Source organism: Citrobacter sp. C6_1, from assembly GCF_014596835.2.
In the GTDB taxonomy this organism is placed as follows: Bacteria; Pseudomonadota; Gammaproteobacteria; order Enterobacterales; family Enterobacteriaceae; genus Citrobacter; species Citrobacter pasteurii.
The window spans coordinates 1,853,365-1,871,802 of record NZ_CP115031.1; the positions used below are offsets into that span (position 1 = coordinate 1,853,365).

The window sequence follows — 18,438 nt, forward strand, 5'->3', positions numbered from 1 at the left end:
ACAACTCTTACAACATGGACAGACACCAATGCAACGTCGACAATTTCTCAAAAATAGCGTTCTCCTTTCCGCCGCCGGTTTAGTCGGCCCAGCGGTTATCAGCCAGACGGTAAGGGCCGCAGAACTTTCAGTCGCGCCAGCCACTCGTCGGCGCTTTGTGCTAACGCAAACGTATAAGCTCAACCCACCAAAGGGTTCGAATGGTGTCGTGAAGTTGTGGATCCCTTTGCCGGTCGATACCGCATTCCAGCAAATGATAAGTCTTGCTTTTAGCGGCAATTATAAACAGGCGTATGTCACAACCAACAATGTCTATGGCGCAAAAACGTTGTTTGCAAGTTGGCCTGACTCGCAGGGAGAGTTGCTGATCAAGGTTGATCTCGACATTGAGACAGCCGATTGGGAACCACTGCAGCATGACGCGTTAAAAAACTGGCAAGCACCGGAACAGATTACTTATCCGCTGGATGCAAAACCGTATCTGCTGCCAACAACGCACACCCCGATTGATGGGCTGGTTCTGGAAACAGCGCGTAAAATTACCGGTAATGAACAAGATCCGCTGAAAAAAGCTCGCCTGATATATGAGTGGGTGAGCAGTCATATGGAGCGTGATAATGACGTTATCGGCTGCGGAACCGGGGATGTAGCGGAGATTTTGAAAAGCGGGAAGCTCAAGGGCAAATGCACCGATATGAGCTCCGTTTTTGTCGCCCTGGCCCGAGCCAGCGGCATTCCTGCTCGTGAATTGTTCGGGATTCGTCTGGGGAAAGCAAACAAACTGGAGCGCTACTCAAAAAGCGCATTTGGCAAAGCCGACAGTGCAGGTGTTGCTGATGTTAGCGGGGGTCAGCACTGCCGTGCGGAGTTCTACCTGGCGGGTTACGGCTGGTTACCGTGCGATCCGGCCGATGTGACCAAAATGCGTCTGGCGGAGAAAAAAACGCATCAGGATGCGGACGTCCAGGCGGTGAATACCTATCTGTTTGGCAACTGGGAAATGAACTGGGTTGGCTTCAACTATGGTCGTGACTTTGAACTGTACCCGGCTACTGAGCAGGGAGCAATGAACAACTTTGGTTATCCTTATGCTGAAGTAGACGGTGACCCCATCAATTTCTATGACCCGAAAGCGTTCTCTTACCACTATGTCGCAACAGAACAACGCTAAAGGGGCGGGATTGACCCTGCTGACGGCCGCCGCGGCTGCCGTCACAGCTGGCTTATGTTGCGTCGGACCGCTGCTGTATCTGCTGTTTGGTATTTCGGCGGCGAGCTTTGCCGTGTTCACTCAGTTTGAGTTTCTGCGCGTTCCCCTGATGTTGCTGTCCTTAGGGCTATTATTACGTGTTTTCTGGCGACTCTACTTTTCAAAAAAGCTATGGTGCTCCGGATGGTTGTCCCTGAAGCAAGCGCGCGTTATCTACTGGTGTGCGTTGGCGCTGATTCTGCCCGTGTTGTTTTACCCCACGATCGTGGCCTGGTTTTATGAGGTGTTTGAGTGAAGATTATTACGTTAATCGCATGTTTGCTGTTGCCATTGTGGACTCTGGCTGCCAATCAGAAAGTGGTGCTGGATATCCAAAATATGACCTGCTCGTTATGTGTCATTTCGGTCAATCAGGCGCTACGTGAAACTGATGGGGTGATTAAGGCCAAATCTTCGCTCAAGACCCGGCAGGCAGAGGCTATCGTCCCGGAGGGATTTTCCACCGACACGCTACTTAACGCGGTGGCGAAAACGGGATATACCGCAACGTTGAACCGTATTGAGCCACAATAAACCACCTTCGGGTGGTTTTGTTCTGTTTTCCGCGTATGATGCCCGGCGGCTGATGCTGCCTTTTGTGCGTTAACTACCGGAATTACCCTCGTTTCCTGTTAACCTGAATTGGCGGTACCTGTAAGCCGCTCATGCCCATTTGGATCTGTTATCCCCCCAGCCATGTAAGATAATCACAGGCGAGAATTTTTACTAAGGAAAAGCGTTATGAAAACGGGACCACTAAACGAGAGCGAGCTGGAATGGCTGGATGATGTGCTGACTAAGTACAATACGGACAAGTCTATTCTGGATGTGTCAGAGCTGGATGGCTTACTGACGGCGGTGCTCAGTTCACCGTATGAGATCGAGCCGGAGCAGTGGCTGGTCGCTATCTGGGGCGGTGCACAGTATGTTCCGCGCTGGTCCTCCGAAAAAGAAATGGCGCGTTTCATGAATCTGGCGTTCCAGCATATGGCGGATACGGCCGATCGTCTGGATGAGTTCCCGGAGCAGTTTGAACCGCTGTTCGGCCTGCGTGAAATTGAAGAGCATGAGCTGACTATTGTAGAAGAGTGGTGCTTTGGCTATATGCGAGGCGTCGCGTTGTCGGATTGGTCAACGCTACCTGATTCACTGAAACCCGCTCTCGATGCTATTGCGCTACATGGGACAGAAGAAAACTTCGAGGTGGTGGAGAAACTGACGCCAGAGGCATTTGAAGAGAGCGTGGATGCCATTCGTCTGGCGGCTCTGGATCTGCACGCTTACTGGATGGCGCATCCGCAGGAAGCACCGGTTAGCGTCCCGGTAAAAGTTGATGCCAAAGTGGGGCGCAACGACCCATGCCCGTGCGGCAGTGGTAAAAAATATAAACAGTGCTGCCTGCATTAAGGGAGAGGGGCGTAAGCCCCTTTTACTTTAATGCGCTTCTGGCAGAGTCAATGGTAGGCCTGATAAGCGAAGCGCCATCAGGCAAAATCCCCGTTAACCCACTTCAGGCAGCAGCCCTGCGGCAATAGAAAACTGCACGGCTATCACCACGATACCGCAAATAAAGACCAGCGCCAGCGCTGGCGTGCCGCCCACTACGCGGTAGTTTGCCTGTGGGTTGTGCTTTCTGCTCCGCCAGGCCAGCATGGAGGGGATCAACAGAGCCAAAACGGCCAGAGCAACGCCTGCATATCCCAGCGCCATGACAAAACCTCGCGGATAGAAAAGAGCAAATGCCAGCGGTGGCAGGAACGTCACGACGCCAGTTTGCATCCTGCCAGCCACAGTATTACGGCGCTGAAAGAGATCTGCCAGGTAATCAAATAATCCCAGTGCGACACCGAGGAAAGAGGTTGCCAGTGCGAGATCGGCAAACAGATGCACAGCCAGTTCGACGTGCGGCGAAGCCACGACTTCACGTAATGCCTGTAACAAACCGTTTAAGCCAGCGTGATTGGCTAAGAGCCCCATAAACGTTGACGAGTTAATGCTACCGAGCGTGGCCAGTTGCCAGAAAATATAAGCCACTAACGGGATGGCGCTACCGCTGATAAACACCCAGCGCAGTTTACGGATGTTGCCGTTCATGTAGCTGACGATGCTGGGCACGCTACCGTGAAAACCAAATGAGGTAAAAATAACCGGGATCGCGGAAAGCGCAAGGCCTTGTTGAAGCGGCAGGGTAAGCAAGTTCACCTTATGAATATGCGGCATCAACAGCGCGAGCATTGCCACCAGGAAGATGATTTTGGCGCTGAACAACAGACGATTGAACAAATCAACCAGTGAAGTCCCGACGCACACTACGCCACCGGCAACAAAGGTGAACAGCAATACGCCTGTGGTGGGCGAGATGCTGGTTCCGGTCCAGTCGCTGATGCTAGAGGCCAACAGCTCGCCTGCACCGCTGATGTAGGCGGCGGTCAGGGCATACATCAAGAACATCATGCTAAAGCCCGTTACCCACTGCCCGTATCGACCAAGATAGCGTTTTGCCAGTGTGCCAAGCCCGGTGTCTGCCGGTACATGTTGGTACACTTCAAGCAGCAACAGTGCGGTATAGCACATCAGGGCCCATAGCCCAACTAACAACACCAGCGTGACGCTAAACCCCACGCCTGCCGCCGCCAGCGGCATTGCCAACATACCGGCACCAATCGTGGTTCCCGCCACGATAAAAATACTACCCAGGGTTCTGTTTTTCACGCTTTCCTCTGTCCCAGAGATAATCAACGGTTATATCTGCGGCGCAGGTTAAGGCATAACGCTATTTTCGTCAAATCACCGTTACAATCGCTGTATATTAATGTTTACAGATGGCTGGGGTTAAGATGTATTAAAAATGATATTTATCTGCGCTCTGCCCGCATAAACCTGCGTTAGCGCAAAGCAGCATTGTACGGTTCACATTAGGCTACGGGCTTTATTGAGGAGGTAGTATGGAATCTATTCACGGTCACGAGGTGCTCAACATGATGATTGAATCTGGTGAGCAGTATTCACATGCCAGCCTTGAGGCGGCGATTACCGCGCGTTTTGGCGAGCAGGCACGTTTTCACACCTGTTCAGCAGAAGGCATGACGGCGGGCGAACTGGTCGCGTTTTTAGCGGCGAAAGGGAAGTTTATTGCCAAAGAAGACGGCTTCTCTACGCATGAAAGCAAGATCTGCCGCCACTAAGATTCTCGAATAACGGTGGCAAACGGCCACCGTTACCCAACAACATTAATTCTGTGTATCAAGGGTTGCCAGTTCTTTATCGATGAAATAAAGACCTTCGCCACTTTTACCGGCCAGCGATAGCTTATCGATGACAGATTTAAATAATTTCTCTTCTTCGTGCTGCTCAGCAACATACCATTGCAGGAAATTAAAGGTCGGATAATCCTGGTGGGTCATTGCCGCATGCGCCAGTTCATTAATTTTCTGCGTGATCAATTGTTCGTGCTCATAGGTGACACGGAACAGTTCATCCAGGGACGCATATTCTGCAAACGGTGAAGAAACGGTATTAATACGCGGCAGGCTGCCGGTATCCGTCAGGTAATCGAACAGACGCTGCATATGCGTCATCTCTTCCTGGGCGTGGCGACGCAGAAACGCGGCGGCACCTTCAAAGCTGTGATAGCTGCACCACGCACTCATCTGTTGGTAGAGCAGGGACGAATATAATTCAAGATTCATTTGCTCATTCAGTTTATCGATCATTTCTGTTTTCAGCATGGTTCTGCTCCACGAACGGTATTATATATTGACGTGGCGCCACTATAAGTTGTTATTTAATTATTTGCAAAAGGTAAAATAATAAATTTAATTATTAAAAATGCGAATGGGAATAAAACGCATTAGCGCTATTAAATTGATGATATAAATAAAAATAGAATAGATGACCAGCAGAAGTGCTGGTCGGAATGATTAATAATGGAAAGTAGAAGTTTGTGGTACGGCAACACCGTGACACTGCCAGGACTGCGTGATTTTGGTATTCAAACACAGAGAACCCGCATAAACGCTGCAGGTCGCAACCGGCTGGCCAAATCCGACTGCACTGGCATAACCCATGCGCTGACATGCTTTTGTCGCAGTTCCCTGAGCAACATAGTCGTCGGTACGTGCTGTTTGTAGCATGGCCTGGTTGTAAGTCAGACGAACCACGCCGGTAATGTTGCTGGCTTCGCTGACCTGAGCCTGCTTAGTGATAGTGCATCCCGTCAGCATGAGCGGTAAGAGGGCAAGAATAAAGGTCTTCATGAAATCGCTCTGAAAAATCGGTGATACGCTATCCTGACATACATCACGGCTAGTCAATGGCCTGAATAGCCAGAAGATCACCTGCGATTAATCACAACGACACCCTGTTTATGAGTTAAATCTGAAGGCTGGCGCAAAAACCGTGAGCATCTCGATATTTTATGAAACTTAATTTCATAAAATTTGAAAGCTGATTTGCTAAATAGTAATGTGACTGAAATGTCATGAGTTACGGCGGAACCTCCGCGACGCATTCAGGAGAATACACAATGAAAATTGCACTGATGATGGAAAACAGCCAGGCAAGCAAAAACGCGATAATTCACCATGAGCTTAAGTCTGTCGCGGATGAAAAAGGTTTTCCTGTGTTCAATGTCGGGATGAGCGACGAAAACGATCACCATCTGACTTACATCCATTTAGGGATCATGGCCAGCATTCTGCTCAATTCAAAAGCGATTGATTTCGTTGTCACGGGCTGCGGTACGGGTCAGGGGGCAATGATGTCACTGAATATTCACCCAGGCGTTGTGTGTGGCTACTGCCTTGATCCCGCGGATGCGTTCCTGTTTGCGCAGATAAACAACGGTAATGCGCTCTCGCTGGCCTTTGCGAAAGGGTTTGGCTGGGGGGCTGAATTGAACGTCCGGTATATGTTTGAAAAAGCGTTTACCGGTCGTAATGGTGAAGGTTATCCGCCGGAGCGTAAAGACCCGCAGGTGCGTAATGCGGGGATTTTAAACCAGGTGAAAGCGGCAGTAGTAAAAGAAAATTATCTTGATACCCTGCGCGCTATCGATCCTGAACTGGTGAAAACCGCCGTTTCCGGCCCACGTTTCCAGCAGTGTTTCTTTGAAAACTGCCAGGATAAAGCGATTGAAGCCTTTGTCCGTGAAGTTATTGGCTAAACCCGGTTGGCCCGATGGCGTGAACTATCGGGCTTATCGACGCTTATTTGACACTGCGCTTCCCGCATCGCGGGTAAGTCGCAGGGTATCAACCATTCCTATCAGGCAAATCATGGCGATAGCGACGAATGCCAGCCGGAAACTGATGCCGGGTATTGCACCCAGTGAAAACCATTCACTCACTTGATCCCCGATACGGATCCCGATAGCCGCCAACGAAATCCCTAATCCAACAGCCAGTTGCGTCGCTGTACTAAACAGCGTATTGGCATAGCTCATCTGCGATGCAGGAACATCCGCAAATGCCAACGTGCTGACACCGGTAAACTGAATTGAGCGAAAAACGCCGCCCAGATACAGCACCAGTAAAATTACCCATACGGGAGTTTGCGGCGTGATCAGCGCACAGGCCAATAGCGCCAGCACATTAAGCGCGCCATTTATCAACAGCAGTTTTTTAAAGCCTAACCAACGTATTAACGGCGTAGTAGCGGGTTTAATCGTCAGGTTGCCAACAAACACGGCCAACACCAGCGAACCGGCATGGAAAGCATTCATACCAAACCCAACCTGAAACATCAGTGGCAACAGAAAGGGTACCGCACTGATAGAGGCACGAAACAGCGAGCCTCCGTACATCGTGACACGAAATGTAGGCACACGCATGGCATCCAGACGAATCATTGGCCACGCGGATTGGCGAAAATGGTGCAGGGCAAACAGGAACGTGGCTATTCCAAGTGTCAGAAGTCCTGCTGTTAACCAGCCTTGCGGTTGTTGGGTTCCCAGCAGTTCCATCGGATAGACCAGACTGACCATCGCGACCGATGTGGCAATAAAGCCGGGAAAATCGAACGGGCGACGCTCGTCATCATGAATATCCGGGATAAAACGCAGCGCCAGCGCTATCGCCAGCAACCCCAGTGGCACATTAATAAAGAAGATCCAGCGCCAGTTGGCATAACTGGTAATAAATCCGCCCAAGGGGGGGCCAATTATTGGTGCCACTAAGGCAGGCCAGGTCAGGGTGGCGATCGCGGTGATCAACTGATGTTTAGGCGTGGTACGCAGAACGGCGAGGCGGCCGACCGGCACCATCAGTGCCCCTCCGACACCCTGTAAAATGCGCATTGCCACAAAGACTTCAATACTGGTGGCGAGTCCGCATAAAACTGAGGCGAAGGTAAAGATCGCCAGTGCCAGGGTAAACACTTTTCGGGCACCAAAACGATCGGCAATCCAGCCACTGGCAGGGATGAGAACCGCCAGCGTGATCAGATAAGCACTGATGCCGATGTTCAGATCAACGGCCTGCACGCCGAAACTTTTTGCCATATCGGGCAAGGCCGTCGCAATCACCGTGCCATCGATGAACTCCATAAAGAAGGCCCCAGCGACCAGTAGTGCAGCCGGAGAAAGACCCCGCTTATTCTCAACCGCTAAATGTTCACTCATGTTGTGCTTGCCATCTCAAACGAAATTAACTGGGTCTGTTTTTTTATTTTCAGCGCGGTTGTACTGCTTGCACCGCTACCGTTTCGAGCGCTGAATAGGTACTATGACGACCTTTCTATAAGGAGCTCATTATGTCCCAAACACTGAATGCCGATCAGGAACTGCTCTCGGACGTTGTTGCCTGCCAGTTGGTTATCAAGCAAATTCTGGATGTTATTGATGTTATTGCCCCGGTAGAAGTTCGGGAAAAAATGTCCAGTCAACTGAAAAGCATCGACTTTTCCAGCCATCCAGCGGGCGCTGATCCCGTTACGATGCGCGCAATTCAAAAAGCGGTTGCGTTGATCGAGCTGAAATTCACCCCGCAGAATGAGTCTCACTAAAATAAACCGTTGTTTCAGGTTTTAGAAAGGTTTTTTTACGCCTCTCAGAACGGGAGGCGCAGATTTGTCGCGATCGGATATCAGTGATGTTGGTAGTTTACGACGTTTAGCAAATGCTTATCCGTTTGCGCCATACACAGTCCAGCACGTTTAGCGCTACGAACTTCATCAAGAATCGTTTGTAGCAGCACGCCATCCTGCTGCTGTTCTTTTTCCAGATCATGAAGAAAATCAACGGTTGACGCGTCGTTCAACGCTTCTGCCTCATCCGTCAGACGCGACAGCGTACGGGAACGCTGCTGATATTCTTCCAGCGTTTTCTGAAACAGCTCTTCAAGGGACGTTAGGTCATCACCGGGAACATCGATGGCTTTGACGATGGGGTTAGCCCCTGCGCTTTTCATAAAATTAAACATACGCATCATTTGCGTCACGTTACCCTGCGCCTGAGCGCGCAGAAACGTCGCGGTACCTGTCAGGCTGTGTTCGTAGCACCATTCACTGAGGTGAAGGTAGAGATTCGATGCGTAAAACTCAAGATTCATTTGCGTGTTGAGTTTGTGAACAATTCCAACTGCAGCCATATCAATATCCTTATTTCAGAAAGGTGAAGTACGTCACCAACGCCAGTACAACGGGCTGCCGTTGTACTTCACATCTACGTACGAGTAATACTGTTAGCAGAATAAATCCGTTCCGCCGGTCCTTTAGATGATCACGAATTATATTCGCTTCCGATCGTGATTCAGCATAGCGCGTGCCTGGCATCAAGAGAATCCTTAAAACCACCTATTTATGTTTTTTTACATATTGGCATAACAATATGCTTAGCCATGTCGTTTCGATATATAAGTGATGTGAATGTAATTTGATGATTTATAATGTATTTATTTAAAATGCATATAGTAAAATGACGTTTCAATTCTCAAAATTAAATTTCATGCCGCGGTATTCTATGACATCTGGTGATTATCACTGTGGGTTTTGATGGGAATTTCCCGGTGAAGTGATGTGTCTGGAAATTATCTGCAACCTAATTTCTTGCGCCAGATCATTTTTAATAAATTTAATGGAATGAATTATTCGGCATTTTTTGTTGGATATCGGTGGATAAATCGAGGAGTTGTATATGAAGAAGGTGGCGGTGTTGCTGGCACCCGGTTTTGAAGAAGCTGAAGCCATTGTTACTATTGATATTCTACGTCGCCTGCAAATTGAGGTTGAGACGCTGGCCTGCGCTGAGTCTCGGGCAGTGGTGAGCTATCATGACGTGCCTATGGTGACCGACAATACGCTGGAGGCCCGTCGGGATGCCTTTTACGATGCGATCGTGTTGCCAGGAGGACCACAGGGTAGCGTAAATCTTGCCGCCAGTGCTGCAGTCGTCCAGTTTGTCTCTCGCCATGACGATGCAGGAAAACTGATTTGCCCGGTTTGTTCGGCAGCCGCGCGGGTGCTGGCGGGTAATGGGTTGTTGAAAGGACGGCGCTACGTGTGTTCAGGTGAGCTGTGGCAAACCATCACTGACGGCGAGTATGTCGATGCGGCTGTTGTTGAAGATGGCAATCTTATCAGTGGCAAAGGGCTGGGCCATATTTTTGATTTTGCGTTTACGCTTTCTGCTCGTCTGTTAGACGACGATATCCCTGTGCGCGATCACGCTGACCATATTTATTACCCCTGGTAATCATTGGACTCCCGGATGTTTCGATATTCGGGAACAAGGATTCACTGGCTGATGTTATGGATTAATCTGCTATTTCTTATTTTTTCCATTCTGAAAATTGTGTTTTTTTATGTCATTTCCCGCTGAATTTATGTACGCAACTACTGTAATTTCAGGGTGTGATGCCGCTCTCTTATGGAGAATCAATTTCCCGCTAAAAATACTCTCAGCACTGGCATTGATCTTATCAATAAAAGGTAATGCCTTGTTTTACGTCCGGATTACAAAAAATCGTTTGATTTTACCCTACATAAAAGAACGTTAAAGCTGGAGTTAACCATGCACAAATTCACTAAAGCGCTGGCGGCCATCGGTCTGGCTGCCATTATGTCACAATCCGCTATCGCAGAATCCATGAAGCTCGGTTTCCTGGTCAAACAACCGGAAGAGCCCTGGTTCCAGACAGAGTGGAAGTTTGCTGATAAAGCCGGTAAAGACCTTGGGTTTGAGGTGATTAAAATTGCCGTTCCAGACGGCGAGAAAACCCTGAATGCCATCGACAGCCTGGCGGCAAGCGGTGCAAAAGGATTTGTAATTTGTACGCCGGACCCAAAACTTGGGCCTGCTATTATGGCAAAGGCACGTGGCTATGACATGAAAGTCATCGCGGTTGACGATCAGTTCGCCAATGCGAAAGGTAAGCCGATGGATACTGTGCCATTGGTGATGATGGCAGCAACCAAAATTGGTGAACGCCAGGGCCAGGAACTGTACAAAGAGATGCAGAAACGTGGCTGGGATGTGAAATCTTCCGCTGTAATGGCGATTACCGCAAATGAACTGGATACCGCGCGCCGTCGTACATCGGGTTCGATGGAAGCGCTTAAAGCTGCAGGCTTCCCGGAAAAACAGATCTATCAGGTCCCAACCAAATCTAATGATATCCCTGGCGCATTCGACGCCGCAAACTCCATGCTGGTGCAACATCCTGAAGTTAAACACTGGCTGATTGTCGGTATGAACGACAACACCGTGCTGGGTGGCGTGCGTGCTACCGAAGGGCAGGGGTTTAAAGCAGCAAACGTGATTGGTATCGGTATTAACGGTGTTGATGCAATTAGCGAACTCTCAAAAGCGGAAGCCACCGGATTCTACGGTTCACTGCTGCCTAGCCCGGACGTTCACGGTTATAAATCCAGCGAAATGCTCTACAACTGGGTCACCAAAGGCGCAGAACCGCCGGTGTTTACTGAAGTTACCGATGTGGTGTTGATTACCCGCGACAACTTCAAAGAAGAACTGGCGAAAAAAGGCTTAGGCGGCAAATAACTCAACTGCCGTAAAACGATCTTATCCGGCCTACAAATAACGCCCTTAGTAGGCCGGATGAGGCTACGCCGCCATCCGGCAACCGTTTAGATCCACGGAGACGTTATGCAACAGTCTACCCCGTATCTCTCATTTCGCGGCATCGGCAAAACCTTCCCTGGCGTAAAAGCGCTAACGGATATTAGTTTCGACTGCTATGCCGGTCAGGTGCATGCACTGATGGGTGAAAATGGCGCAGGGAAATCAACATTATTAAAAATTCTCAGCGGTAACTACGCGCCAACCACGGGATCTATAGCGATCCGCGGACAGGAAGTTTCGTTTGCGGACACAACCACTGCGCTGAATGCCGGTGTCGCCATTATTTACCAGGAATTGCATCTGGTGCCGGAAATGACCGTCGCCGAGAACATCTATTTAGGTCAGCTTCCGCATAAGGGTGGGATTGTGAACCGCTCGTTGTTGAACTACGAGGCGGGGCTGCAGTTAAAGCATCTGGGAATGGATATCGATCCTGATATTCCGTTGAAGTATCTCTCCATCGGTCAGTGGCAAATGGTGGAGATTGCTAAGGCGCTGGCGCGTAATGCCAAGATTATCGCTTTTGATGAACCCACCAGCTCTCTTTCCGCCAGGGAGATTGACAATCTGTTTCGCGTAATTCGTGAGCTACGCAATGAGGGCCGCATCATTCTGTACGTTTCCCACCGCATGGAGGAGATTTTCGCCCTCAGCGATGCCATAACGGTGTTTAAGGATGGCCAATACGTCAAAACGTTTACGGATATGCAGCAGGTTGATCACGACGCACTGGTACAGGCGATGGTGGGGCGTGATCTTGGGGACATCTATGGCTGGAAAGCCAGACCTTATGGCGCGGAGCGTCTGCGTCTGCATGAGGTAAAAGCGCCAGGCGTGCGCACCCCGATCAGCTTATCGGTGCGTAGCGGCGAAATTGTCGGACTGTTCGGCCTGGTTGGTGCCGGACGTAGCGAATTAATGAAAGGTCTGTTTGGCGGGACGCGTATCACGCAAGGCCAGGTGTTTATTGACGAACAGGCGATAGATATCCGCAAACCCAGTCACGCCATTGAAGCAGGCATGATGCTGTGTCCGGAGGATCGTAAAGCCGAAGGGATCATCCCGGTCCATTCGGTACGTAACAACATCAATATTAGTGCGCGCCGTAAACATGTCATGGGGGGATGTCTGATCAACAACGGCTGGGAAGAGACCAATGCTGACCATCATATCCGTTCACTTAACATTAAAACGCCGAGTGCAGAGCAACTGATCATGAACCTCTCTGGCGGTAATCAGCAAAAGGCCATTTTGGGGCGTTGGTTATCGGAAGAGATGAAAGTGATTTTGCTGGATGAGCCCACCCGCGGCATTGATGTCGGTGCGAAGCATGAAATTTATAACGTGATTTATGCCCTGGCTGCGCGCGGTGTTGCCGTGCTGTTTGCCTCCAGTGACCTGCCGGAAGTTCTTGGTGTCGCCGACCGCATTGTGGTGATGAGAGAAGGTGAGATCGCAGGTGAATTACTTCATGAACAGGCGGATGAACGCCAGGCGTTGAGCCTTGCTATGCCTAAAGTCAGCCAGGCAGTTGCCTGAATAAGGAGAATATGATGTCTTCCGTTTCTACATCGGGTTCAGGCGCTGCGAAGTCGGCGCTAAATCTTGGCCGAATTTGGGATCAGTACGGGATGCTGGTGGTGTTTGCCGTGTTGTTCCTGGTTTGCGCTATTTTTGTGCCAAACTTTGCGACTTTCATCAACATGAAGGGGCTGGGACTGGCGGTATCTATGTCGGGTATGGTTGCGTGCGGGATGTTATTTTGCCTGGCATCCGGCGACTTTGACCTCTCGGTAGCGTCTGTTATTGCCTGCGCAGGGGTGACGACGGCCGTGGTCATTAATATGACCGAAAGCCTGTGGATTGGCGTGGCGTCAGGGTTGTTGCTCGGCGTTCTGTGCGGTCTGGTGAATGGTTTCGTGATTGCACGCTTAAAAATTAACGCGTTGATCACGACACTCGCCACCATGCAAATTGTTCGTGGTCTGGCCTACATTATCTCCGACGGTAAAGCGGTGGGAATCGAAGACGAGCGCTTCTTTACGCTTGGCTATGCCAACTGGTTAGGACTGCCGGCGCCGATCTGGTTAACCGTGGGCTGTTTTATTATTTTTGGCCTGCTGTTGAATAAAACCACGTTTGGTCGCAATACGCTGGCGATTGGGGGCAATGAGGAGGCGGCTCGTCTGGCTGGGGTGCCGGTCGTTCGCACTAAGATTATTATCTTTATCCTTTCCGGTCTGGTATCCGCCGTGGCGGGGATTATCCTGGCATCACGTATGACCAGCGGCCAGCCAATGACCTCTATCGGTTATGAGCTGATCGTGATTTCTGCCTGTGTGTTAGGCGGCGTTTCGCTCAAAGGCGGCATCGGAAAAATCTCATATGTCGTCGCAGGGGTGTTGATTCTGGGGACGGTTGAGAACGCGATGAACCTGCTGAATATCTCTCCATTCGCACAGTATGTGGTGCGAGGTTTGATCCTGCTGGCAGCGGTGATCTTCGACCGCTACAAACAAAAAGCTAAGCGTACTGTTTAATGATTTAAATCCCAACTTTTTAGTCTAGCTTCCGTTTATCGCCAGCCGCTACCCGGCTGGCGATTGTTTTTCTAAATGGCGAGCACGGTCACACTGTCTATACTTATACCCGTCATACATCCTATATACGGCGCGATCCGCGCGGCGTACAGACCATGACGAGGAGGAGAATCGGGTGACAGCATCGCTAACCTTACCCCCTGAGCATCCCACAAACTGTGCTTATTTTTTCGATCTCGATGGCACACTGGCTGAAATCAAACCGCATCCTGACCAGGTTGTTGTTCCACAGACCATTCTGCAGTTATTACATCGCCTGGCCACGCAAAATGCGGGTGCTCTGGCATTGATTTCAGGGCGCTCAATGGCAGAGCTTGACGCACTCACCACCCCTTATCGTTTCCCGCTCGCCGGGGTGCATGGGGCAGAACGCCGTGACATCAATGGTCAAACCCATATTGTGCATTTGCCTGCGGCGGTCGAGCGCGAAGCGGGGGCGTTATTGCATGCGGCGCTGGCGACGTTACCGGGGACAACGCTTGAAACTAAAGGCATGGCTTTCGCTCTGCACTACCGGCAGGCGCCTGAGCATGAGGCCGCGTTGCTGGCGTTGGCTGAACGTATTACCCATATCTGGCCGCAATTGGCATTGCAGCCCGGGAAGTGTGTGGTGGAAATCAAATCACAGGACACCAATAAAGGAGACGCAATTGCGGCATTTATGCAGGAAGCGCCATTTGTCGGACGGACCCCTGTTTTTGTTGGTGATGATCTGACCGATGAAACAGGTTTTGCCGTGGTCAATCGCGCCGGTGGTATCTCGGTAAAAGTGGGGAGCGGGGAGACTCAGGCGACATGGCGCCTGGCTGCTGTCAGGAACGTCTGGCATTGGCTGGAACAAATCAACTGTCCGCAGCAGGAACAAGAAGCAACGAATGACAGGAGAGGTGGCTATGAGTCGTTTAGTCGTAGTATCTAACCGCATCGCCTCACCGGATGACAAAGGCAGTGCTGGTGGCCTTGCTGTAGGTGTGCTGGACGCCCTGAAGGCGGCTGGCGGCCTGTGGTTCGGCTGGAGCGGTGATACAGGCAATGAGGAACAACCGTTAAAAAAGGTTACCCGTGGCAACATCACCTGGGCATCGTTTAATCTGAGTGAACAGGATTACGAGGAGTATTACTGCCAGTTTTCGAATGCCGTGTTATGGCCTGCGTTCCATTATCGACTGGACCTGGTACAGTTTCAGCGTAGTGCCTGGGAAGGCTACCAGCGGGTTAATGCCTTACTGGTTGATAAGCTGCTGCCACTGCTTAGCGATGACGATATCATCTGGGTTCACGATTATCACTTGTTACCCTTTGCCTGCGAGCTACGCAAACGTGGTGTGAATAATCGCATCGGTTTTTTTCTGCATATTCCTTTTCCGACACCCGAAATTTTCAATGCGTTGCCGCCACATCAGGCGTTGCTTGAGCAACTGTGCGACTTTGATTTATTGGGCTTTCAAACCGACAACGATCGCCAGGCTTTTCTTGACTGTCTGACGGCGCAAACTCAGGTAACTACGCCCAGCGAGAAACAACATCTGGCCTGGGGTAAAGCGTTCCGCACGGAAGTTTATCCTATTGGTATTGCACCTGAAGAGATTGCACGGCAAGCATCAGGATCGCTACCGCCGAAACTGGCGCAGTTAAAAGCAGAGCTTAAAAATGTGAAAAATATCTTCTCTGTTGAGCGACTGGATTACTCCAAAGGCCTGCCGGAGCGCTTTCAGGCCTACGAGGCGCTGTTGGAACAGTTTCCCCAGCATCACGGTAAGATTCGTTATACGCAGATAGCACCGACCTCGCGTGAGGAGGTACAGGCTTATCAGGATATTCGTCATCAGTTAGAGACCGAGGCCGGGCGGATCAATGGTAAATACGGGCAACTGGGCTGGACGCCGCTGTACTACCTGAATCAGTATTTTGACCGTAAATTACTGATGAAGGTCTTCCGTTACTCAGATGTTGGACTGGTGACGCCACTGCGCGATGGCATGAATCTGGTGGCCAAGGAGTTTGTCGCCGCACAGGATCCTGCTAACCCCGGCGTTCTGGTGCTCTCGCAGTTTGCCGGGGCTGCGAATGAGTTGACTTCTGCACTCATTGTAAACCCTTATGATCGGGATGACGTCGCAGGCGCATTAAACCTGGCTCTGACGATGCCGCTTGCCGAGCGCATTTCCCGTCATGCGGCAATGCTGCAGACTATCGTTAAAAATGATATCAACAACTGGCAGGCGAGATTTATTTGCGATCTGAAGAACATCGCATCGCGTCATACGGAAAACCTGTCGCCTGACCCGCAGACAGCCTGCAGCAAACTGGCGTGATTAATCGCCGGCAAGCGGCACCAGCAACACATCAACCTGGCTTGCGCTGACCACGCTTTTCGCTGAGCAGGAGGCTCGCGAAAAGAAACTGTGGTTATGGTTGCCATAAATCACCAGATCAACCTCGTGTTTGCGGCATACATCCAGAATGTGGTCGTTCAATGCCCCATAGGTAATAAACGTGTGCTCAATGGGGTACTGTGCCTCTTTGCTTAACTGATCGAGAAAATTATGGGTCTCTTCTTGCATGACTTCCCGCAGATCTTCCAGCATTGGGGCGGCAAACTGGTTATACAGTTCAGGATCTGAAACCAGGGTTATCAGACTAATGCGGGCGTTGACAGGGCGAGCGATTGAAACAGCCTTTGCTAACAGTTGGTGACTTTCGGGGGTGGCGGCAACAGCGACAAGAATGTGCGCATAGCTCATAACTCGCTCCTTTTGTTCATGAATTATGAGAGAACTCTTCAGTTTTGATCGTATAACGCCATACTGCTACGTTTCGTACGGTAATTGTGTGAATGCCATCATGATTATTCATTAATTATTCTTATAAATAGAATAATCACTTCATATAAGCTGTAAATCTGTTCGGATGATTTAAGTTAAACTCATCTCTAATAAAAACAATTTGTTAATAAAAAGTATACATCATTTAACATTTAAACGGTTATCACAGCCCGGTATTAATTAATCAGTCTTAATATTTAAGTCTTTGTTTATAAAGAATTTAATGCGGAGTGTTATTTCATATTAAATCTGTGAGCCAGCTCGCTATTTTAGCGCGTGATATTAACGTTCGTAAACAGAATACTATTCGATTTTATTGCAAGATTATTCGTATGGCTGGAATCGAAAAAGATAATGGTGGTTTAAAAAATAGCCAAAATAAAAGCTGTGCTGATGGATTTATGTTAAGTGTTTAGCTTGATTATGTGATCTGCGTCACATATTCTTTAAATTCGCAGCATGGCTACGTTGTATGTGTAACGGGTGGCGGGTAGAGTTGCGTCGAATTAGGAAAAATCTTAGACATTTGTAAGAAATGATGTGAGCTTGTAAGGGGCGCGGCATTCTAAGAAAGGAATGTTAAGACAACGCGTAAGCGCCATCACGTTGCTATGTATTTGACCTTTTGCTTTTTTTTTTACCGGGCCTTCCCGGCGACATCACGGGGTGCGGTTCTGCCGCATGAAAATAATGTTGGTTATTATGGAGGCAAATAATGCATACATCCGAGTTGCTGAAACACATTTATGACATCAATTTGTCGTATTTATTGCTAGCACAGCGTTTGATCGTTCAGGACAAAGCGTCTGCAATGTTCCGCTTGGGTATCAGCGAGGAGATGGCAGATACATTGGCAACATTAACACTTCCTCAAATGGTCAAATTGGCTGAAACCAATCAACTGGTATGCCATTTCCGTTTCGACGATCATCAGACTGTAACGCGTTTGACGCAAGATTCCCGCGTTGACGATCTTCAGCAAATTCATACCGGTATTATGCTTTCAACACGCCTGCTTAACGATATCGATGACGCAGCGCGTAAGAAAAGGGCTTGATGATGAGCGAAAAAAGCATTGTTCAGGAAGCGCGTGATATCCAGTTAGCGATGGAATTAATCACATTGGGCGCCCGTTTGCAAATGCTGGAAAGCGAAACGCAATTAAGCCGTGGCCGACTCATCAAGCTGTACAAAGAATTACGCGGTAGTCCTCCGCCAAAAGGGATGCTTCCGTTTTCCACCGACTGGTTTATGACGTGGGAACAAAATATTCATGCATCGATGTTTTGTAATGCATGGCAATTTCTGCTTAAAACCGGTTTGTGCAGCGGCGTGGATGCCGTGATTAAAGCGTATCGGTTATATCTTGAGCAGTGTCCGCAGCCAGAAGAAGGGCCATTGTTGGCGCTTACTCGTGCGTGGACCCTTGTCCGTTTTGTTGACAGTGGTTTACTTGAATTGTCCGCCTGTAACTGCTGCGGCGGAAATTTCATTACCCACGCGCACCAACCCGCAGGCAGCTTTGCCTGCAGTTTATGTCAGCCGCCATCGCGAGCCGTAAAAAGACGTAAACTTTCCCAGAATGCTGCCGATATTATTCCACAACTGCTGGATGAACAGATCGAACAGGCTGTTTAACTGAAACGGTGTGGATAAACACTCCAGCAGCGGTAAGCGATTACCGCT

21 protein-coding genes are annotated in these 18,438 nt (G+C 49.7%); 15 read left to right on the forward strand and 6 right to left on the reverse strand.

Annotation, left to right across the window (positions count from 1 at the left end; translation table 11 throughout):
* The first annotated feature begins 28 nt into the window (after nt 1-28).
* The 4 genes from IB196_RS09035 to IB196_RS09050 all read left to right on the forward strand — a co-directional run bounded on the left by IB196_RS09035 (nt 29) and on the right by IB196_RS09050 (nt 2,656).
* On the forward strand, nt 29-1,171 hold the full coding sequence (locus IB196_RS09035) for a transglutaminase family protein (protein WP_040232429.1): 1,143 nt from the start codon (nt 29-31) through the stop codon (nt 1,169-1,171).
* Entirely contained in the window at nt 1,149-1,505 is a 357-nt protein-coding gene (locus tag IB196_RS09040) for a mercuric transporter MerT family protein (RefSeq protein WP_040232426.1), read from the forward strand. Before IB196_RS09035 ends, IB196_RS09040 begins: the two co-directional genes overlap by 23 nt.
* Nucleotides 1,502-1,783, forward strand: a complete 282-nt coding sequence (locus IB196_RS09045) for a heavy metal-associated domain-containing protein (protein WP_005127723.1) — start codon at nt 1,502-1,504, stop codon at nt 1,781-1,783. The genes IB196_RS09040 and IB196_RS09045 overlap by 4 nt, the downstream gene beginning before the upstream one ends.
* A gap of 207 nt (nt 1,784-1,990) precedes the next feature.
* Nucleotides 1,991-2,656: a YecA family protein gene (locus tag IB196_RS09050; protein WP_005127722.1), complete on the forward strand. Its 666-nt coding sequence runs from the start codon at nt 1,991-1,993 to the stop codon at nt 2,654-2,656.
* Between the two features lie 93 nt (nt 2,657-2,749).
* Here IB196_RS09050 and tyrP read toward each other — a convergent pair whose 3' ends face one another.
* Entirely contained in the window at nt 2,750-3,961 is a 1,212-nt protein-coding gene (gene tyrP, locus IB196_RS09055) for a tyrosine transporter TyrP (protein ID WP_005127721.1), read from the reverse strand.
* A gap of 233 nt (nt 3,962-4,194) precedes the next feature.
* On the opposite strand from tyrP, the gene IB196_RS09060 reads away from it, so the two are divergent.
* Complete coding sequence (locus IB196_RS09060; protein ID WP_005127720.1) at nt 4,195-4,434, forward strand: YecH family metal-binding protein; 240 nt, start codon at nt 4,195-4,197, stop codon at nt 4,432-4,434.
* Between the two features lie 45 nt (nt 4,435-4,479).
* Here IB196_RS09060 and ftnA read toward each other — a convergent pair whose 3' ends face one another.
* Nucleotides 4,480-4,977 (reverse strand): non-heme ferritin, encoded by a 498-nt coding sequence (gene ftnA, locus IB196_RS09065; RefSeq protein WP_005127719.1) that lies wholly within the window; start codon nt 4,975-4,977, stop codon nt 4,480-4,482.
* A 192-nt stretch (nt 4,978-5,169) separates the two neighbouring features.
* Entirely contained in the window at nt 5,170-5,505 is a 336-nt protein-coding gene (gene yecR / locus IB196_RS09070) for a YecR family lipoprotein (RefSeq protein WP_040232424.1), read from the reverse strand.
* Nucleotides 5,506-5,774: 269 nt separating this feature from the next.
* Here yecR and IB196_RS09075 point away from each other — a divergent pair, with 269 nt between their 5' ends.
* Complete coding sequence (locus IB196_RS09075; protein ID WP_005127717.1) at nt 5,775-6,413, forward strand: RpiB/LacA/LacB family sugar-phosphate isomerase; 639 nt, start codon at nt 5,775-5,777, stop codon at nt 6,411-6,413.
* A 33-nt stretch (nt 6,414-6,446) separates the two neighbouring features.
* Here IB196_RS09075 and IB196_RS09080 read toward each other — a convergent pair whose 3' ends face one another.
* Nucleotides 6,447-7,868, reverse strand: coding sequence for an MFS transporter (locus tag IB196_RS09080; protein ID WP_188231695.1), 1,422 nt, complete (start codon nt 7,866-7,868; stop codon nt 6,447-6,449).
* Nucleotides 7,869-7,999: 131 nt separating this feature from the next.
* Between IB196_RS09080 and IB196_RS09085 the strand changes: the two genes are divergently transcribed.
* On the forward strand, nt 8,000-8,251 hold the full coding sequence (locus tag IB196_RS09085) for a DUF2766 family protein (protein WP_005127709.1): 252 nt from the start codon (nt 8,000-8,002) through the stop codon (nt 8,249-8,251).
* A gap of 80 nt (nt 8,252-8,331) precedes the next feature.
* On the opposite strand, the gene IB196_RS09090 is transcribed toward IB196_RS09085, so the two are convergent.
* Entirely contained in the window at nt 8,332-8,835 is a 504-nt protein-coding gene (locus tag IB196_RS09090) for a non-heme ferritin-like protein (RefSeq protein WP_005127707.1), read from the reverse strand.
* Nucleotides 8,836-9,380: 545 nt separating this feature from the next.
* Between IB196_RS09090 and IB196_RS09095 the strand changes: the two genes are divergently transcribed.
* From IB196_RS09095 to otsA, 6 genes are all read left to right on the forward strand, one after another.
* Entirely contained in the window at nt 9,381-9,938 is a 558-nt protein-coding gene (locus IB196_RS09095) for a DJ-1/PfpI family protein (protein WP_040232420.1), read from the forward strand.
* 318 nt (nt 9,939-10,256) lie between these two features.
* Entirely contained in the window at nt 10,257-11,246 is a 990-nt protein-coding gene (locus IB196_RS09100) for an arabinose ABC transporter substrate-binding protein (protein ID WP_005127705.1), read from the forward strand.
* A 105-nt stretch (nt 11,247-11,351) separates the two neighbouring features.
* Nucleotides 11,352-12,866 carry an L-arabinose ABC transporter ATP-binding protein AraG gene (araG, locus tag IB196_RS09105; RefSeq protein ID WP_188231694.1) on the forward strand — a complete coding sequence of 505 codons (1,515 nt, stop codon included), beginning with the start codon at nt 11,352-11,354 and terminating at the stop codon, nt 12,864-12,866.
* A 14-nt stretch (nt 12,867-12,880) separates the two neighbouring features.
* Entirely contained in the window at nt 12,881-13,867 is a 987-nt protein-coding gene (gene araH, locus IB196_RS09110; RefSeq protein ID WP_005127703.1) for an arabinose ABC transporter permease AraH, read from the forward strand.
* A gap of 175 nt (nt 13,868-14,042) precedes the next feature.
* Complete coding sequence (gene otsB, locus IB196_RS09115) at nt 14,043-14,846, forward strand: trehalose-phosphatase (protein WP_005127702.1); 804 nt, start codon at nt 14,043-14,045, stop codon at nt 14,844-14,846.
* A complete protein-coding gene (gene otsA / locus IB196_RS09120) occupies nt 14,821-16,242 on the forward strand; it encodes an alpha,alpha-trehalose-phosphate synthase (protein WP_149691559.1) in 1,422 nt (473 codons plus the stop codon). Before otsB ends, otsA begins: the two co-directional genes overlap by 26 nt.
* On the opposite strand, the gene uspC is transcribed toward otsA, so the two are convergent.
* Complete coding sequence (gene uspC, locus IB196_RS09125; RefSeq protein WP_040232415.1) at nt 16,243-16,671, reverse strand: universal stress protein UspC; 429 nt, start codon at nt 16,669-16,671, stop codon at nt 16,243-16,245.
* Nucleotides 16,672-17,467: 796 nt separating this feature from the next.
* Between uspC and flhD the strand changes: the two genes are divergently transcribed.
* Both flhD and flhC read left to right on the forward strand, forming a co-directional pair.
* Nucleotides 17,468-17,809, forward strand: coding sequence for a flagellar transcriptional regulator FlhD (gene flhD, locus IB196_RS09130; RefSeq protein WP_040232414.1), 342 nt, complete (start codon nt 17,468-17,470; stop codon nt 17,807-17,809).
* A 2-nt stretch (nt 17,810-17,811) separates the two neighbouring features.
* Nucleotides 17,812-18,390, forward strand: a complete 579-nt coding sequence (gene flhC, locus IB196_RS09135; RefSeq protein WP_005127694.1) for a flagellar transcriptional regulator FlhC — start codon at nt 17,812-17,814, stop codon at nt 18,388-18,390.
* The last annotated feature ends 48 nt before the right edge of the window (nt 18,391-18,438 follow it).

What these genes read in the sequence shown, in the direction of transcription:
- araG (WP_188231694.1), top strand. Translation starts at nt 11,352, where the DNA reads ATGCAACAGTCTACCCCGTATCTCTCATTTCGCGGCATCGGCAAAACC.
- uspC (WP_040232415.1), bottom strand. Translation starts at nt 16,671, where the DNA reads ATGAGCTATGCGCACATTCTTGTCGCTGTTGCCGCCACCCCCGAAAGT.
- IB196_RS09050 (WP_005127722.1), top strand. Translation starts at nt 1,991, where the DNA reads ATGAAAACGGGACCACTAAACGAGAGCGAGCTGGAATGGCTGGATGAT.
- flhD (WP_040232414.1), top strand. Translation starts at nt 17,468, where the DNA reads ATGCATACATCCGAGTTGCTGAAACACATTTATGACATCAATTTGTCG.
- IB196_RS09095 (WP_040232420.1), top strand. Translation starts at nt 9,381, where the DNA reads ATGAAGAAGGTGGCGGTGTTGCTGGCACCCGGTTTTGAAGAAGCTGAA.
- IB196_RS09085 (WP_005127709.1), top strand. Translation starts at nt 8,000, where the DNA reads ATGTCCCAAACACTGAATGCCGATCAGGAACTGCTCTCGGACGTTGTT.
- yecR (WP_040232424.1), bottom strand. Translation starts at nt 5,505, where the DNA reads ATGAAGACCTTTATTCTTGCCCTCTTACCGCTCATGCTGACGGGATGC.
- IB196_RS09075 (WP_005127717.1), top strand. Translation starts at nt 5,775, where the DNA reads ATGAAAATTGCACTGATGATGGAAAACAGCCAGGCAAGCAAAAACGCG.
- IB196_RS09100 (WP_005127705.1), top strand. Translation starts at nt 10,257, where the DNA reads ATGCACAAATTCACTAAAGCGCTGGCGGCCATCGGTCTGGCTGCCATT.
- flhC (WP_005127694.1), top strand. Translation starts at nt 17,812, where the DNA reads ATGAGCGAAAAAAGCATTGTTCAGGAAGCGCGTGATATCCAGTTAGCG.
- IB196_RS09090 (WP_005127707.1), bottom strand. Translation starts at nt 8,835, where the DNA reads ATGGCTGCAGTTGGAATTGTTCACAAACTCAACACGCAAATGAATCTT.
- IB196_RS09035 (WP_040232429.1), top strand. Translation starts at nt 29, where the DNA reads ATGCAACGTCGACAATTTCTCAAAAATAGCGTTCTCCTTTCCGCCGCC.
- otsA (WP_149691559.1), top strand. Translation starts at nt 14,821, where the DNA reads ATGAGTCGTTTAGTCGTAGTATCTAACCGCATCGCCTCACCGGATGAC.
- IB196_RS09080 (WP_188231695.1), bottom strand. Translation starts at nt 7,868, where the DNA reads ATGAGTGAACATTTAGCGGTTGAGAATAAGCGGGGTCTTTCTCCGGCT.
- IB196_RS09060 (WP_005127720.1), top strand. Translation starts at nt 4,195, where the DNA reads ATGGAATCTATTCACGGTCACGAGGTGCTCAACATGATGATTGAATCT.
- IB196_RS09040 (WP_040232426.1), top strand. Translation starts at nt 1,149, where the DNA reads ATGTCGCAACAGAACAACGCTAAAGGGGCGGGATTGACCCTGCTGACG.
- araH (WP_005127703.1), top strand. Translation starts at nt 12,881, where the DNA reads ATGTCTTCCGTTTCTACATCGGGTTCAGGCGCTGCGAAGTCGGCGCTA.
- ftnA (WP_005127719.1), bottom strand. Translation starts at nt 4,977, where the DNA reads ATGCTGAAAACAGAAATGATCGATAAACTGAATGAGCAAATGAATCTT.